The sequence below is a fragment of the Brevundimonas sp. GCM10030266 genome (genome assembly GCF_042666595.1).
Taxonomy (GTDB): domain Bacteria; phylum Pseudomonadota; class Alphaproteobacteria; order Caulobacterales; family Caulobacteraceae; genus Brevundimonas.
Genome location: NZ_JBHTCY010000002.1, coordinates 51,703 through 64,456 on the forward strand (window position 1 = coordinate 51,703; position 12,754 = coordinate 64,456).

General features: G+C 65.3%; 19 protein-coding genes. 18 read left to right on the forward strand and 1 reads right to left on the reverse strand.

All coding sequences use genetic code 11. The annotated features are described in order from the left end of the window. Nucleotides 1–41: 41 nt before the first annotated feature. The 14 genes from ACFQQC_RS06790 (at nt 42) to ACFQQC_RS06855 (ending at nt 8,219) form a co-directional block, all read left to right on the forward strand. Entirely contained in the window at nt 42–455 is a 414-nt protein-coding gene (locus ACFQQC_RS06790) for a hypothetical protein (protein WP_376860987.1), read from the forward strand. Continuing rightward, nucleotides 455–760 carry a hypothetical protein gene (locus ACFQQC_RS06795; RefSeq protein ID WP_376860988.1) on the forward strand — a complete coding sequence of 102 codons (306 nt, stop codon included), beginning with the start codon at nt 455–457 and terminating at the stop codon, nt 758–760. The genes ACFQQC_RS06790 and ACFQQC_RS06795 overlap by 1 nt, the downstream gene beginning before the upstream one ends. Beyond that, nucleotides 757–1,149 (forward strand): hypothetical protein, encoded by a 393-nt coding sequence (locus ACFQQC_RS06800; protein ID WP_376860990.1) that lies wholly within the window; start codon nt 757–759, stop codon nt 1,147–1,149. The genes ACFQQC_RS06795 and ACFQQC_RS06800 overlap by 4 nt, the downstream gene beginning before the upstream one ends. Before the next feature lie 256 nt (nt 1,150–1,405). Further along, nucleotides 1,406–1,681, forward strand: coding sequence for a DUF2312 domain-containing protein (locus ACFQQC_RS06805; protein ID WP_376860992.1), 276 nt, complete (start codon nt 1,406–1,408; stop codon nt 1,679–1,681). Further along, the gene (locus tag ACFQQC_RS06810) at nt 1,681–2,298 is read left to right on the forward strand and encodes a GcrA family cell cycle regulator (protein ID WP_376860995.1); all 618 of its coding nucleotides are present in this window, start codon (nt 1,681–1,683) and stop codon (nt 2,296–2,298) included. The genes ACFQQC_RS06805 and ACFQQC_RS06810 overlap by 1 nt, the downstream gene beginning before the upstream one ends. Beyond that, nucleotides 2,295–2,486: a hypothetical protein gene (locus ACFQQC_RS06815; protein ID WP_376860997.1), complete on the forward strand. Its 192-nt coding sequence runs from the start codon at nt 2,295–2,297 to the stop codon at nt 2,484–2,486. The genes ACFQQC_RS06810 and ACFQQC_RS06815 overlap by 4 nt, the downstream gene beginning before the upstream one ends. Continuing rightward, the gene (locus tag ACFQQC_RS06820; RefSeq protein ID WP_376860999.1) at nt 2,483–2,776 is read left to right on the forward strand and encodes a helix-turn-helix domain-containing protein; all 294 of its coding nucleotides are present in this window, start codon (nt 2,483–2,485) and stop codon (nt 2,774–2,776) included. The genes ACFQQC_RS06815 and ACFQQC_RS06820 overlap by 4 nt, the downstream gene beginning before the upstream one ends. Before the next feature lie 17 nt (nt 2,777–2,793). Beyond that, nucleotides 2,794–3,123: a hypothetical protein gene (locus tag ACFQQC_RS06825; RefSeq protein WP_376861001.1), complete on the forward strand. Its 330-nt coding sequence runs from the start codon at nt 2,794–2,796 to the stop codon at nt 3,121–3,123. Between the two features lie 205 nt (nt 3,124–3,328). Then, on the forward strand, nt 3,329–4,837 hold the full coding sequence (locus ACFQQC_RS06830) for a replicative DNA helicase (protein WP_376861003.1): 1,509 nt from the start codon (nt 3,329–3,331) through the stop codon (nt 4,835–4,837). Next, the gene (locus tag ACFQQC_RS06835; protein ID WP_376861005.1) at nt 4,834–5,829 is read left to right on the forward strand and encodes a DUF1376 domain-containing protein; all 996 of its coding nucleotides are present in this window, start codon (nt 4,834–4,836) and stop codon (nt 5,827–5,829) included. Before ACFQQC_RS06830 ends, ACFQQC_RS06835 begins: the two co-directional genes overlap by 4 nt. Beyond that, entirely contained in the window at nt 5,826–6,539 is a 714-nt protein-coding gene (locus ACFQQC_RS06840; RefSeq protein WP_376861007.1) for a DNA cytosine methyltransferase, read from the forward strand. Before ACFQQC_RS06835 ends, ACFQQC_RS06840 begins: the two co-directional genes overlap by 4 nt. Beyond that, the gene (locus ACFQQC_RS06845) at nt 6,536–6,760 is read left to right on the forward strand and encodes a hypothetical protein (RefSeq protein ID WP_376861008.1); all 225 of its coding nucleotides are present in this window, start codon (nt 6,536–6,538) and stop codon (nt 6,758–6,760) included. The genes ACFQQC_RS06840 and ACFQQC_RS06845 overlap by 4 nt, the downstream gene beginning before the upstream one ends. After that, the gene (locus tag ACFQQC_RS06850; RefSeq protein ID WP_376861009.1) at nt 6,757–7,554 is read left to right on the forward strand and encodes a hypothetical protein; all 798 of its coding nucleotides are present in this window, start codon (nt 6,757–6,759) and stop codon (nt 7,552–7,554) included. The genes ACFQQC_RS06845 and ACFQQC_RS06850 overlap by 4 nt, the downstream gene beginning before the upstream one ends. 8 nt (nt 7,555–7,562) lie before the next feature. Next, entirely contained in the window at nt 7,563–8,219 is a 657-nt protein-coding gene (locus ACFQQC_RS06855; RefSeq protein WP_376861011.1) for a hypothetical protein, read from the forward strand. 621 nt (nt 8,220–8,840) lie between these two features. Here the strand turns inward: ACFQQC_RS06855 and ACFQQC_RS06860 are convergent. Next, the gene (locus ACFQQC_RS06860; protein WP_376861013.1) at nt 8,841–9,017 is read right to left on the reverse strand and encodes a DUF2158 domain-containing protein; all 177 of its coding nucleotides are present in this window, start codon (nt 9,015–9,017) and stop codon (nt 8,841–8,843) included. Nucleotides 9,018–9,089: 72 nt separating this feature from the next. Between ACFQQC_RS06860 and ACFQQC_RS06865 the strand changes: the two genes are divergently transcribed. The 4 genes from ACFQQC_RS06865 (at nt 9,090) to ACFQQC_RS06880 (ending at nt 12,749) form a co-directional block, all read left to right on the forward strand. After that, nucleotides 9,090–9,710, forward strand: coding sequence for a putative metallopeptidase (locus ACFQQC_RS06865; RefSeq protein ID WP_376861015.1), 621 nt, complete (start codon nt 9,090–9,092; stop codon nt 9,708–9,710). A gap of 70 nt (nt 9,711–9,780) precedes the next feature. Then, nucleotides 9,781–10,056 carry a hypothetical protein gene (locus ACFQQC_RS06870; RefSeq protein WP_376861017.1) on the forward strand — a complete coding sequence of 92 codons (276 nt, stop codon included), beginning with the start codon at nt 9,781–9,783 and terminating at the stop codon, nt 10,054–10,056. After that, nucleotides 10,057–11,391: a phage terminase large subunit gene (locus ACFQQC_RS06875; protein WP_376861018.1), complete on the forward strand. Its 1,335-nt coding sequence runs from the start codon at nt 10,057–10,059 to the stop codon at nt 11,389–11,391. Beyond that, nucleotides 11,391–12,749, forward strand: coding sequence for a DUF1073 domain-containing protein (locus ACFQQC_RS06880; protein ID WP_376861020.1), 1,359 nt, complete (start codon nt 11,391–11,393; stop codon nt 12,747–12,749). The genes ACFQQC_RS06875 and ACFQQC_RS06880 overlap by 1 nt, the downstream gene beginning before the upstream one ends. The last annotated feature ends 5 nt before the right edge of the window (nt 12,750–12,754 follow it).

Here is a 12,754-nt window from a genome sequence, read left to right on the forward strand (position 1 = left end):
GTCGCTGAAACACCGCCACCGAACGTTTTGAGAACCCGCCAATGAGCATCCCGAGGATCAAGGCCCTGACCAAGCGCATGCGCCAGCGCATCGGCTCGACCGAGGAAGCGGCGCGACAGGCCGGGCTCAAGAACAAGGGCGCGTGGAGCCTGTACGAGAGCGCCGAGCGCCCCCGGACCACCCTGCCCGTTCACTGCTTCCTCGCCGTCGCCAACGCCGCCGAGCGGGCCGAACTGATCGACCTGCTGCTGGCTGAGGATGAGGCTGAGGAAACCTGCCTGCTGACCGCATCGTCGGAGGCCACCGAGGCCGCTGCCGGGCTGCAACGCGAGGTCCGCGAGGCGCTGGCCGATGGGCCGCTCACCGAAGCTGAACGCCGCAAGCTGCGCCTGTCCGCGCTCGGCGTGAAGGCCGAGGCTGATGACGTCCTGTCCATCGTTGGGAGGGCTGCCTGATGTGCGACTTCAAGCCGGGCGACGAGGTGATCTGCATCCGCATGGATCGGAAACCCTCAATGGTGGGGCGCACCTACATCGTCGAAACGGTGTTCTTCCATCCAACCGGTGGACCCGCGCTTACGCTAGTTGGAGTGGACAACGGCGACCCCAATCCGGCTTTGGCCAGATTCTGGGGGCATGCACCCTACCGCTTCCGCAAGGTCCAGCGCCGCGACCTCCAATCCTGGCTGAAGACCTCGGTCCCGAACACCGACCACCTCGACAAGCCCCTCCCGGCGAAGAAGCGGGAGTGGGTCCAGTGAGCGCCCTCGACCTCTGTCAGTACGAGTCCGTCGAACTGACGCGCCGGTGTGGCCTTCGTCCTGTGAAGGCCTACCGCTACGGGCTGCTTTGCGCCCACCGGAGCGTCAACGAGCGCGGCTTTGTCATCAGCCATGTCCCCACGGGTCTGACGCTCACCAACCGCACGGGTGTCTTCACGAAGATCGAGAAGGCCGCCGAAGCGATGGTGGAAATCGCTGCGCTCACGAATGACTGGCTGAACCTCGACGCTGACGACCTGTCTCGCCTCTCAGAGCCGGTGAAAGCCATCGGCGCGAAGCATGGCGGCGATCTGAACAAGCGCCGCGTCTTCGACCAAGGCGACATCGCCAGCCGGGCCAATCGTGACCTGACGGCGAGGTTCATCTGATGACCCGCCTCCACTGTCCGAAGTGCGGCTCTTTCACCTCCCCCATGCCGGAGCAGCGCGCCCTGTTCGTCACGCGCGGAGGCCTCCCCCTGCCCGCCAACGACAACGACTTCTTCGCCTTCCACGCCGCCTCCCAAGACCGAGAGGCCGAAGCCCTCCGTCACGGCCGCTGCCGGGCCGTCGGAGCCGAGCGTCAAGCCCGCAGAGATTTCACCCATGCCGCATTGCGCGGTGCCACCCACCAAGGAGCCTGACCATGGCTGACGACGCCACCTTCGACTCGTCCCCCGACGTTCTGACCGCCACGGCGCAGGGCAAGCTGCGGTCCATCATCGACCGCATCGAACGCCTTGAGGAAGACAAGGCCGCTGTGGCGACCGACATCAAGGAGGTTCTCGCCGAGGCGAAGGGCGACGGCTACGACACGAAGATCATTCGGCAGGTCGTCCGCATCCGCCGCATGGACAAGGCCAAGCGCCAAGAAGCCGAAGCGATCCTCGACCTGTACCTCTCCGCCCTGGGAGAGGTCTGATGACCAACTGGACCGACGAACGGGCCGCCCTCGCCAAGAAGCGCTGGATCGAAGGCCGCTCCGCTTCCGAGATCGCCCGAGAACTCGGCGGCGGCTTCTCTCGCAATGCCGTGATCGGGAAGATTCATCGGCTCGGCCTGTCGGGGCGTGAGCAGGCCGCCAAGCCGCCGACCGTTCGCACCGTCCGCCCGCCGCGCCCGGTGCGCGCGCCGAAGCCGCCCAAGCCCACGCCGCCGGAGAACTTCGTCCCGACGGTCACCCCTGCCGAAGCGGAGGCTCGCCGGAAGGTCGCCGCCGCCGAGGGCCAGAAGCGCGTCGACGCATTCGCGGAAGCTGCGAACGACACGGCGATCCCGCTGATCGAGCGCGGCCGCTTCCAGTGTTCCTGGCCGGTCGGAGAGCCAGAGCGCCCGGCCCGGCAGATGTGCTGCGGCGCCCCGGTGATCGAAGGCGCGAACAAGGCCGTCGAGACCTACTGCACCCGGCACGCCAAGCTGGCGACGACTGGCCGGCCCCTGGCGGTGATCAAGGAGGCGTCGGACCGCCGCCGCCCCGGTCGTGTCCCGCCCGGCCCGGTCTCGCTCCGGATCCTCGCCGTAGAGGATCTGGCCGCATGACCGCCGCCCCCGACATCCGCACGGCGGCCCTCAAGGCCGATGTGATCTTGACCGAGACCGTCAGGATCGAAGGCTCCCTGCGCGCCATCCGTGATGTCGGGGGCATGACCGCGGTCGAGGCCGCACTGAACACCGCCAAGCGTCGAGTGATCTTGGCCAGCAACGACAATGAGGACTGGGTCGCGTGAGCAAGACCTACCATCGCCCCAAGGGCCACATCGCCACCGTCGGTTCATCGGGCTGCGTCATCGTCGCAGACGTCTCGCGCCTCTATGGCCTGACTGTCCGTGGCCTGCGCGAGGACACCCGCCGACCGAACGTCGTCCGCGCCCGTCAACACGCCATGAGCGCGCTGCGTGACGCCGGTTATTCGGTGGAGGCAATCGGCCTGTTCTTCGGTCGCGACCACAGCACCGTCAGCCATGCGGACGTCACCCACCTGCGCCGCGCCGCCCCTTCTCTGGCGGTGGCAGCGTGAACCGCCGTGAGAACATGATGGTCGAACGCCTCGACCGCGGCCGCGAACGCGCCAGCGTCAAGGAAGATCGCACTGCCCGACAGCGTGAGCTGCAGGCACAGGCCGACGCTCTGATCGCACTTGGGATGGGCAAGGTCGCCAACGACGACCACGCCTACTTCACTGAGTGCTTGGCTGGGTCGATGCGCGCCGTTTTGGTACTCGTCCACGGCGAGCCCTCGGCGGCCTCCCTCCTGTCCAAGCAGGCCTATGAGGCCGGGCGAAACATCCTGCCTCAGAAGCTCGCCCGAGCCCGGGCTGAGCAGGTGTTCGCTCAGGTGGCCAATGACAAGGGCTGCCCGAAATGATGACGTACATTCTCGCTGTCGGGCCCAAACACCACGCCGTTCTGGCTGGCCCTTGGTTCAGCTTGTCAGCCGCGTTGTCGTGGCTTCCGAGTGTTCGGGAGACCTTCGAGCGCGAATGTCCGATGCAATCCGCGTGGGAGGTGATGACCTGCACGACGGACTGCGTTCTGAAGCCGCAGCTCAACCACCTGCTCGGGGACGCCTGATGGACCTCCGCGACCAGACCCTATCGCTGCCCTGTAATCTGGAGGCAGAACAAGACCTCCTCGGAGGGCTGCTCTACGACAACGGGCTGCTGGACCGTGTGCCTGAACGCCTTCGAGGTGCGCATTTTCACGAGCCGTTTCATCAGCGCCTGTTCGACCTGATCGTTCAGACGGCTGTCACCGGTCGCTCCGCCGAGCCCTCCTTGCTGAGCGACACGCTGAAGCATGATCCGGCCTTCTCCGAGTTCGGCGGGCTGAAGTACCTCAACCAGCTGGTCGAACAGGCGCCACCGGCGAAGGTTGCCCTCGATTCCGCCCGGTCGGTCTATGACCTCGCTGTCCGGCGCGACCTGATCCGCATCGGGCAGAACTTGGCCGCGACCGCGGCTGACCCCGAACTCACCTCCGAACAGCACGTCGCCAAGGCTGAAAGCGATCTGTTCGCCCTGGCCGAGGCCGGTGAGCAGGCCAAGGGCGTCGCCAGCTTCTCGGAGGCCATGTCCGGCGCCATCGCCATGGCCATCGCCGCCTATGAGCGCGACGGCAAGCTGACGGGCCTGTCGACGCATCTGGCGGACCTCGACCAGAAGCTGGGCGGGCTTCACCCGTCCGACCTGCTGATCCTCGCGGGCCGTCCGTCGATGGGCAAGACGGCGCTGGCCACCAACATCGCCTTCAACGTCGCCCGGCACTACCGCTTCGTGGAAGACCCCGACGCCCCGGATGGTCGCAAGACCGTGGCCGGCGGCCGGGTCTTCTTCGGCTCGCTGGAAATGTCGAAGGAGCAACTGGCCCTCCGCATTATCTCGGACTTCACCGGGATCTCGAACGACCGCATCCGCAAGGGCCAGATCGACGCCCGCGAAGTCGGGCTGATCCGTGACGCCCGCGCCGAACTGGAGGCCATCCCGCTCCACATCGACGAGACCGGCGGCATCCACATCGCCAAGTTCTGCGCCCGGGCCCGACGCCAGCACCGCAAGACCGGTCTGGACCTGATCGTCGCCGACTATCTGCAGCTCTTCACCACGGACCACGCCAAGGGCGGAAACCGGGTGCAGGAGGTGTCCGTCATCACCGGCGCCCTGAAAGCCCTCGCCAAGGAGCTGGGCGTGCCGATCATCGCCCTGTCCCAGCTGTCGCGTCAGGTCGAGAGCCGGGACGACAAGCGCCCGATGCTTAGCGACCTAAGGGAATCCGGCTCCATCGAGCAGGACGCCGACTGCGTGATGTTCGTCTATCGCGAGGCCTACTACCTCGGTCGCGCCGAACCGAAGCCCGGCAGCCAGCAGCACCTCGAGTGGACCGAGAAGATGCAGCAGGCCCAAGGCCAGGCCGAGGTCATCATCGGCAAGCAGCGCCACGGCCCTATCGGCACGGTGCGCCTCGCCTTCAACGACGAGACCACCACCTTCGGCAACCTCGCCCACAACGACAACTTCGCCCAGCCGGATGCGTCCGGGCCGCCGGAGAGGCGTGAGGTCTATTCGTTCCAGGGGGACCGATGAGCCTCCCCTACTACAAGCGCTTCCCGCGCGACTTCCTCGAAGGGACTATTGGCCTCTCGTTCGAGACGAAGGGCGCCTACGCCATCGTCCTCGACCTGATCTACATGCGCGACGGGCGCCTTCCCGATGACGCCCGGTACATCGCCGGCCAGCTCGGATGCAGCGTCAGGAAGTGGACCGCGATCCGCGCCGAGCTGATCGCTGCGGGAAAGCTGGCGGCTGAAGACGGGATTATCTCGAACTTTCGGGCAGATTATCTCACCGAAGAAACGAGAAAATATCAGGATAAACAGGCCGAAATCGCAGGCAAACCGCGTAAAAACAAAGCGGTACGCCAGCCAGAACCTAGCCAATCAGAACCAGAACCAGAAGAAGAAAGACCCCCTAACCCCCAAGGGGGCGTGGCTTGCCTCAAGTCGTTCGCGAAGGCCTTGGCCATCGCTGCTGATGCCGGATGCTCGTACCGCCAACTGGCGGAGCGTCTGCATCAAGACCAGCCGGTCGTTGATGGGCGGCGCCGGTCGGCCCAGCCGGACGTCGAGAGGGCGCTTGGCGGCGCGCTGCGGCGCGGCGGAATGCCGTCCGCGATCTTGGCTGCCATCCGGGCCTACTACGCCCTGCCGGCCAGCACCAAGGACGGAGGCCAGTACGCCAGCGGCGCTGCCGTGATCCTGAACAAGGACCGGTGGAAGGAGTTCGCTGCCCCGGCGGTCGGGGCCCAGGTCGAAGCCATCCCGGCCACCACCTTTGACGGCCCTACCGAGCTTCGGACCTCCATCGTCGCAGCCAAGGACGAGGATTTCGCCCGACGGTACATCGACCACTACTGCCGTTGGCGTGCCGCCGACCGGACCTTGCTGGCCCGAACCCCCGCCATCGCCGCCACGCTGGCGAAGGAGCTGGGCGGCTGGGCCGAGCGGTGCCGGGTCCGGATCGAGGTCGCTCCGGCCAACAACGACACCCCCGCCGTCAGCCATGGAGAAGCAGCATGAGGATCTTGGACCTGTTCTGCTGCGCTGGCGGCGCGGCAATGGGCTATCACCGCGCCGGGTTCGAGGTCGTCGGCGTCGACATCTCCCCACAGCCCCGATACCCGTTCGCGTTCATTCAGGCAGACGTACTGTCGCTCGACATGCGGTTCCTCCGCTCGTTCGATGCGATCCACGCCAGCCCGCCCTGCCAGCACCACAGCGTGATGACGAAGCGGTCGGGGCAAGCGGCCGTTGACAGCCACCCCGATCTGGTCGCTCCGGTGCGTGAGATGCTGAAGGCCAGCGGTCTGCCGTACATCATCGAGAACGTTCAGGGCGCGCCGCTGCTCGATCCCGTACTGCTGTGCGGCACGATGTTCCCGGGCCTGCGGGTGAAGCGCCACCGGCTGTTCGAGAGCAGCATCCACCTGACGGCCCCGGGAGGATGTCCTTCGAAGCACCCGCTCCATTTCACCCACGACAAGCGCAAGCCGCACTACGGCCAGCTCGACGAGATGACCGCCTTTGTTCAGGTCACCGGCGGCGGGAACTGCTCGAAAGCAGCCGCGGCTGATGCTCTTGGCGTCGACTGGATGACGAAGGAGGAGATGAACGAGTGCATCCCTCCTGCCTACACCGAACACCTCGGCCGCCAGCTGATCGCGCATATCGCGGCCACCTCAGCCGCCAATCAGAACACCCCTCCCTCTCCCCAAGAGAACGCCGCATGAATATCTTCGCAGACGACGAGCAAATCGTGGAGAATGCCCGCATCATCGCAGGCCTCGCCGCAACTATCCTGATGACGCCCAAACCCGCCAGAACTCTGGACGAGGCGTTCATTTGGGAGGGGCCGATAGAGACCCGCCCGATGATCACATGGGGGCAACTCGAAGAGGTGGTTCGGGCCGCGCGCGCATCATGGAGCGCGGAAATGGGGGTGCGCCAATGACCTCCGCCCGCATCCGAAAGAAACGCCAGCGCCGACAGCAGCCGTCCGCACCCCGGATGATCGGGGCGTCGAACGACAACCACCAACTGGGCGCCAACGACAACGACGTGGTGGTCAACGGCATCACCCTGAACGCCGCCCAGGCCCGCCGCTTCAAGGTGGCGGTCGAGCATGAGGCGTCGGCGGACCCGGTGCTGCAGCGCGCCGGTCGGATCGCGCTGTTGGCTTTGGAACGCGAGCTGGGCGCCGCAGCCTATGAGGCCCACCGCAAGGCGGCAGAGGCTGAGACGGTCGCACTGGAGGAGGCCCGCGGCGGAGTGGTCGAGACGTCAGACCGGAAGGAGCATGCGGGCCGGAAGCGGATCACCTCTCGAGATGGTCTGGAAACCTTGCTGACCGCAGGCTCGATCACCCAGCTACAGTACGCCGCCGGCATGCGCTACCGGGCGGATTACGAGCTGCTGGATCCAGAGAAGGGTCTGACGCCCCCCGCCCTCGACCGGGCGGCTGCGGCGATCCACGGCGGAGAAGGCTGGGCGAAGAAGCGGGCCGAGCGGGAGCGGTTTGTCGTTGATCTGGAGCGGGCCATCCAGGCGCAGGACCGGACGTTCAAAGGGGCGCTGGGACGAACCGATCTGGAGCGGATCGGACGCGCGGTGTGGGTGATTCGAGAAATCGCTGGCAAGGGGATCAATCTCCGCCACCAAACCGCCAGCGGCTCGACAATTCATCGGCTGTCGGGAAGCTTGCGGCTTGCGTTGGACTGTGCAGCTAATCGGTATTCCGCAGCGTAGGAGGGGATGTGGACGAATTTCTCGAGAAGGTGTTCGAAGCCGCGTTCAAGAGAGAGTCAGAGCAGGACGAAAACATTGTTCGCTCTCTTCCTTTCTTCGTAGCCGCGCTTGGCTTGGTATTGGCCATTTTCAGCCAGGTGGTCGTGCGCATGCCCCCGGTGGGGACGATTGCCAGCGCTTTTCTCTACGTTTTGTTCGGGTCCGCGACCGCGATCTTCTCGAACATCCTATGGTGCTTGTTCCAACTCGTGCGGGCGCGAGACTTCAAGTTGCCTCCAAACGAAGAGAGACTGCTGGAGTGGGCGGATAGCCTTCAGAAGTTTCACAAAACCGGGAAACGAACTCGGAAGGCAGCAGAGGAACTCGCCATCGTCGACGTGCGACGACGCCTAGTCGAAGCCTATGCAGAAGCTGCCGTCGACAACCGAAAATCAAACCGGCACAAGTTCAAATACCGCGCTCAAGGGTTCATGGGCCTTGTTTTGCTCATGGTCCTTGCATCGGCCTCAGTCGGTGTCATTTTCTTCGATAAGACTTGGAGAATATCCCATGGCCAAGGGGCCACAGCAGAAGCCGCATTCCCCCCACCACACCGGGAGAAACGCATCGACCGGACAGTTCGTGACGGCGAAGCCCAAGCCTCAGGGGCCGGGAGTGCGGACTGAGCAGCGCGGGGTGAAGTTCCCCTTCATTCCCGTGGCCAAGGGATAGCCTGATGAGCGACGATCGCCGGGCACCGCCGCCACCCCCTGCGCCTCCGCCTCCTCCGCCGATGGAGAACGTCAAAAAAAATGATCCCGGCCCCCACCCGAGATCGAAGGATTGAGCATTGACCCGGGAACGGTAATCGCTGACACTCTCTATAGGTGCTTCGCGCGCCTGAACGGCCCCGCCTCCCCGGCGCGGGCCGTTTTTCATGGTTCCATTACGGATCTGATCTCTACCCTCAGCGCCTCTTGATATCTCTCCTCAGAGACACCGCATTCGATGAGGGTGACCAATGCGTCCCGGTTGGTAAGCGCGTCAGGAAGTGCCTGCGAGAAACGCTCAACCCAAAGACGGGCGACAGCGCTGCGCACTATGGGACTTGCGTTTCCCGGGCGGATCATCAGCGGAAAACGCCAGATTCCCGCGTTAGTTCAGCCCACTAGACATGCACGTACCTGCGGGGCAGGTCTGGCTGGAGAGTTGGTGGGTTTTTTCACCTCATCGGCCCCGCCTCTCACGAGAGCGGGGCCGCTTTGTTTCCATCCCTGACCATGTGCAGAGCTACGGCGAAGGCTGGCTCAGGGCTTTTTTGTAAGCGCCGAGAGCGGGAAATGGTCGGATTTAGGTTCGTCCCCCGTGAACCACGCCACCCAAGCGTTCTGGATGCCAGAGATGGCGCCCACTTTGGTGACGGTCATCCAAGGCCCGTCTGATTTAAGCTTCACGATGTCGCCGGCTTCGATTTGATCGGCCATTCTGGCCTCCCCATGGTTGTTGATATGGCGAAGCTGGGGTTGCGGCGTTAGCCAATCAAGGGGGAGCCGATCATGCGCCCTCACCCACCCGAGGCCCTATTCGATCAGGTGACCGCCCCGGCCTTCATCCCGGCGCCTGATCTGGCGGATTGGGCCAAGGCCACATTCATCGCTGAGGGCGCCCCTCTCCGGAACCCGGACCACGCCCACCTTGAGAACGCCGAGATCGGTTTCCTCTGGACCTCGGTCATGGCGACCCGGCACATGAACGCCATCGCCGGCCAGGCCGAGATGCCCCGCTTTCAAGGATCGAAGTGGTCCAAGGCCCGGCAGGAGCAACAGATGGAGGCGTGGTTCGGCGAACTGCCGGACTTCGTCATCACCATCGACGCCCGCTACGCCGCCCAGTGCGACGACATCACATTCTGCGCCCTGATCGAGCACGAGCTCTATCACTGTGGTCAGGAGATCGACCAGTACGGTGCCCCGAAGTTCAGCCGGACCACGGGCCTCCCGGTCTTCGCGATCAAGGGACACGACGTAGAGGAGTTCGTCGGGGTCGTGCGCAGGTACGGCGTCGGCGCCGCAGCAGGACAGACGCTCGCGCTCGTGGAGGCTGCGCAGCGTGGTCCGGAGATCGGCAAGGCCAAGGCAACCGCAGCCTGCGGATCATGCCGGGCTTTGATTGTTTGAATACGGAACCAGAGAAATCAAAATGGCCCGAGGCGGTAAAAGGCCGGGGGCGGGTCGCAAGCCGGGAACGGTGAGCGAGGCAACTCGCCGCCGCAAAGAGGTGGCTGAGCAGGCCCTGTCTGAAGGCGTCTCGCCGCTCGACGTGATGCTGACCACGATGCGGACCCTGTGGGATCAGGCGACCGACGAGGCCGGCAAGGTCGTGAACCTGGGCAAGGCCATGCAGGCGAACGTCGTGGCGAAGGACGCCGCGCCGTTCCTGCACCCCAAGCTGTCCTCGGTGGACGCCAATGTCGATCTGGGCGGGGTGACGCTCAACATCACGCCGGACGACGCCGAGCTGTAGGTGGCCTTCTCCCTCACGCCGAGGCAGCGGGAGGCGAACAAGCTCCTCGGCGGCCGGGCCTCAAACATCATGCTCCGGGGCGGCTCCCGGTCGGGCAAGACGTTCCTCATCATCCGGGCGCTGATCCAGCGGGGGCTGAACGCGCCGGAGAGCCGGCACGCCATCTTCCGCTTCCGGTTCAACCACGCCAAGGCGTCGATCTGGAAGGACACCCTGCCGAAGGTCCAGAAGCTGTGCTTCCCGGACCTCGTGATCGACAAGAATGAGACGGACCTCGTCGCCACCCTGCCGAACGGGTCACAACTGGTCATCGGCGGACTGGACGACAAGGAGCGGGTCGAGAAGATCCTCGGCCAGGAATACGCCACCCTCTATTTCAACGAGAGCAGCCAGATCCCGTGGTCGTCGATCGAGACGGCCATGTCGCGCCTCGCCCAGCATGTCGAGCTTGACCCGAAGATCGCCGCACACACGGGCCGGACGCACCTCGCCCTTCGCGCTTACTACGACTGCAACCCGCCTTCGAAGCTGCATTGGTCGCACCAGCTCTTCCGGCAGAAGCTGAAGCCCGGCACCAAGGAGGCCCTGCCCGACCCGGACGACTACGCAGAGATGCTGGTCAACCCGAAGGACAACGCGGCCAACCTGCCGCCCAAGTACTTCGACATCCTCGCCGGCATGTCGGCGGCCAAGCGCCAGCGCTTCGAACGCGGTGAGTGGGCGTCGGAGGTCAACGGGGCGCTCTGGACGCTGGAGGATCGGATCGCGCCGGATGAACGGGTCATGCCCGGCATCGACAGCACCCGGATCGCGGCGGACGCGGCGCCCACCATGCAGCGCATCGTCGTTGCAGTGGACCCGTCAGGCACCAAGGGCGACGGCGGGGGTGATGACATCGGCATCGTGGTCGCCGGCAAGGGCGTCGACGGACGGGCCTACATCCTGGCCGACCGGACCTGCCAGCTATCGCCGGATGGCTGGGGGCGGATGGCGGTCGGCGCCTATCACGAGTTCAAGGCAGACCGTGTCGTCGGCGAGTCCAACTTCGGCGGCGACATGGTCCGCTTCGTCGTCCAGACGGCCGACAAGCTGGTCTCCTACCACGACGTGAAGGCCAGCCGGGGCAAGGTCGTCCGGGCTGAGCCAGTTTCCGCCCTCTACGAGCAGGGCCTCGTTTCGCATGTCGGCGACTTCCCCGATCTGGAGGACCAGATGTGCAACTTCACTTCTGCCGGCTACGTCGGCGAGGGATCGCCCGACCGGGCCGATGCGCTGGTCTGGGCGCTGACTGAGCTGATGCTGGTCGGCTCGACCTACAGCCTGGACAATCTCTGATGTGGTTCGGTGACCGCCTCGCCAACCTCGTCAGCGCCATGGGGGCGCAGAAGGACAAGGCGACCCACACGCGGCACTACCTGCGGGAGCTGACGCAGCCTGAACTGCTGACCATGTACCGCGGCGACTGGATCGCCCGGAAGGTGGTCAACGTCCCGGCGTTCGACATGGTCCGGGAAGGTCGGGACTGGAAGGCTGATCAGTCCGACATCGAGAAGCTGGAGAAGGAAGAGAAGCGCCTTCAGGTCTGGCCGAAGCTGGCCCGGGCGCTGCAGATGGCGCGCCTGTACGGCGGATCGGCGCTGATCCTCGGCGACGGGAGCAACCGGCCGAGCACACCGCTGGACGTCGAGCGGGTCGCACAGGGTGGGCTGTCCTTCGTCCATGTGGCCAACCGCTACGAGATCCGCGCCGGCCAGATCGACCGTGATCCGGCCTCGCCGGGCTGGGGCCAGCCGACCGAGTACGAGATGTCCGGCTCTTCCGGCGCCGTGAAAATCCACCCCAGCCGCGTCATTCCGTTCATCGGGGCCGACCTGCTGGACCTGAACTTCTCGGACGGCTGGGGCGACAGCGTCCTGCAAGCCGTGGACGAAGCGGTCGAGAACGCCGGGCTGGCGTCCACCAGCATCGCCCAGCTTCTCCAAGAGGCGAAGGTCGACGTCTTCAAGCTGAAGAACTTCATGGCCAACGTCGGCGACGAGGCCTACCGGACCAAGGTTCTGACCCGCCTGAGCCTAGCCAACCAGGGAAAGTCGATCTCCAACGCCCTCGTCATGGACGCCGAGGAGGAGTGGGAGCAGAAGCAGATCAGCTTCGCCCAGCTGCCCGAGGTGCTGCAGCTCTACCTGCAGATCGCCGCCGGCGCGGCCGACATTCCGGTCACCCGTCTTCTCGGTCAGGCGCCGTCGGGCATGAATGCCACCGGCGAGAGCGACCTCCGCAACTATTACGACCGCCTCGCCGCCGAGCAGACCGTCTACCTTCGCCCGAACGTCGAGAAGCTGGACGAGGTGCTGATCCGCTCCGCACTCGGCGCCCGGCCCGAGGAAGTGCACTTCGCCTTCTCCCCGCTGTGGCAGATCAGCGAGAAAGAACAGGCCGACATCTTCAAGACCAAGGCCGACGGCGCCCGCGCGCTGGCCGGCAACGGCGGCACGTCCGAACCTCTGCTGCCGATCGAGGCTCTGTCCGACGCTCTGGTGAACACGTTCATCGAGGACGGCTCCCTCCCGGGTCTGGAAGCGGCCATCGACGAGTACGGCAAGCTGTCCGAGCAGGAAGAGGACGGGGACGACGAGGACGCCGCCATGCCCCCGCCGCCCATTGCGCCAGAGCCCAACGCCGAAGCGGCCTGACGGAG

Excerpts from the sequence above, each read along its gene's own strand:
- ACFQQC_RS06805 (WP_376860992.1), top strand. The coding sequence starts at position 1,406 with ATGGCTGACGACGCCACCTTCGACTCGTCCCCCGACGTTCTGACCGCC.
- ACFQQC_RS06825 (WP_376861001.1), top strand. The coding sequence starts at position 2,794 with ATGGTCGAACGCCTCGACCGCGGCCGCGAACGCGCCAGCGTCAAGGAA.
- ACFQQC_RS06865 (WP_376861015.1), top strand. The coding sequence starts at position 9,090 with ATGCGCCCTCACCCACCCGAGGCCCTATTCGATCAGGTGACCGCCCCG.
- ACFQQC_RS06810 (WP_376860995.1), top strand. The coding sequence starts at position 1,681 with ATGACCAACTGGACCGACGAACGGGCCGCCCTCGCCAAGAAGCGCTGG.
- ACFQQC_RS06850 (WP_376861009.1), top strand. The coding sequence starts at position 6,757 with ATGACCTCCGCCCGCATCCGAAAGAAACGCCAGCGCCGACAGCAGCCG.
- ACFQQC_RS06795 (WP_376860988.1), top strand. The coding sequence starts at position 455 with ATGTGCGACTTCAAGCCGGGCGACGAGGTGATCTGCATCCGCATGGAT.
- ACFQQC_RS06790 (WP_376860987.1), top strand. The coding sequence starts at position 42 with ATGAGCATCCCGAGGATCAAGGCCCTGACCAAGCGCATGCGCCAGCGC.
- ACFQQC_RS06880 (WP_376861020.1), top strand. The coding sequence starts at position 11,391 with ATGTGGTTCGGTGACCGCCTCGCCAACCTCGTCAGCGCCATGGGGGCG.
- ACFQQC_RS06860 (WP_376861013.1), bottom strand. The coding sequence starts at position 9,017 with ATGGCCGATCAAATCGAAGCCGGCGACATCGTGAAGCTTAAATCAGAC.
- ACFQQC_RS06845 (WP_376861008.1), top strand. The coding sequence starts at position 6,536 with ATGAATATCTTCGCAGACGACGAGCAAATCGTGGAGAATGCCCGCATC.
- ACFQQC_RS06840 (WP_376861007.1), top strand. The coding sequence starts at position 5,826 with ATGAGGATCTTGGACCTGTTCTGCTGCGCTGGCGGCGCGGCAATGGGC.
- ACFQQC_RS06815 (WP_376860997.1), top strand. The coding sequence starts at position 2,295 with ATGACCGCCGCCCCCGACATCCGCACGGCGGCCCTCAAGGCCGATGTG.
- ACFQQC_RS06830 (WP_376861003.1), top strand. The coding sequence starts at position 3,329 with ATGGACCTCCGCGACCAGACCCTATCGCTGCCCTGTAATCTGGAGGCA.
- ACFQQC_RS06835 (WP_376861005.1), top strand. The coding sequence starts at position 4,834 with ATGAGCCTCCCCTACTACAAGCGCTTCCCGCGCGACTTCCTCGAAGGG.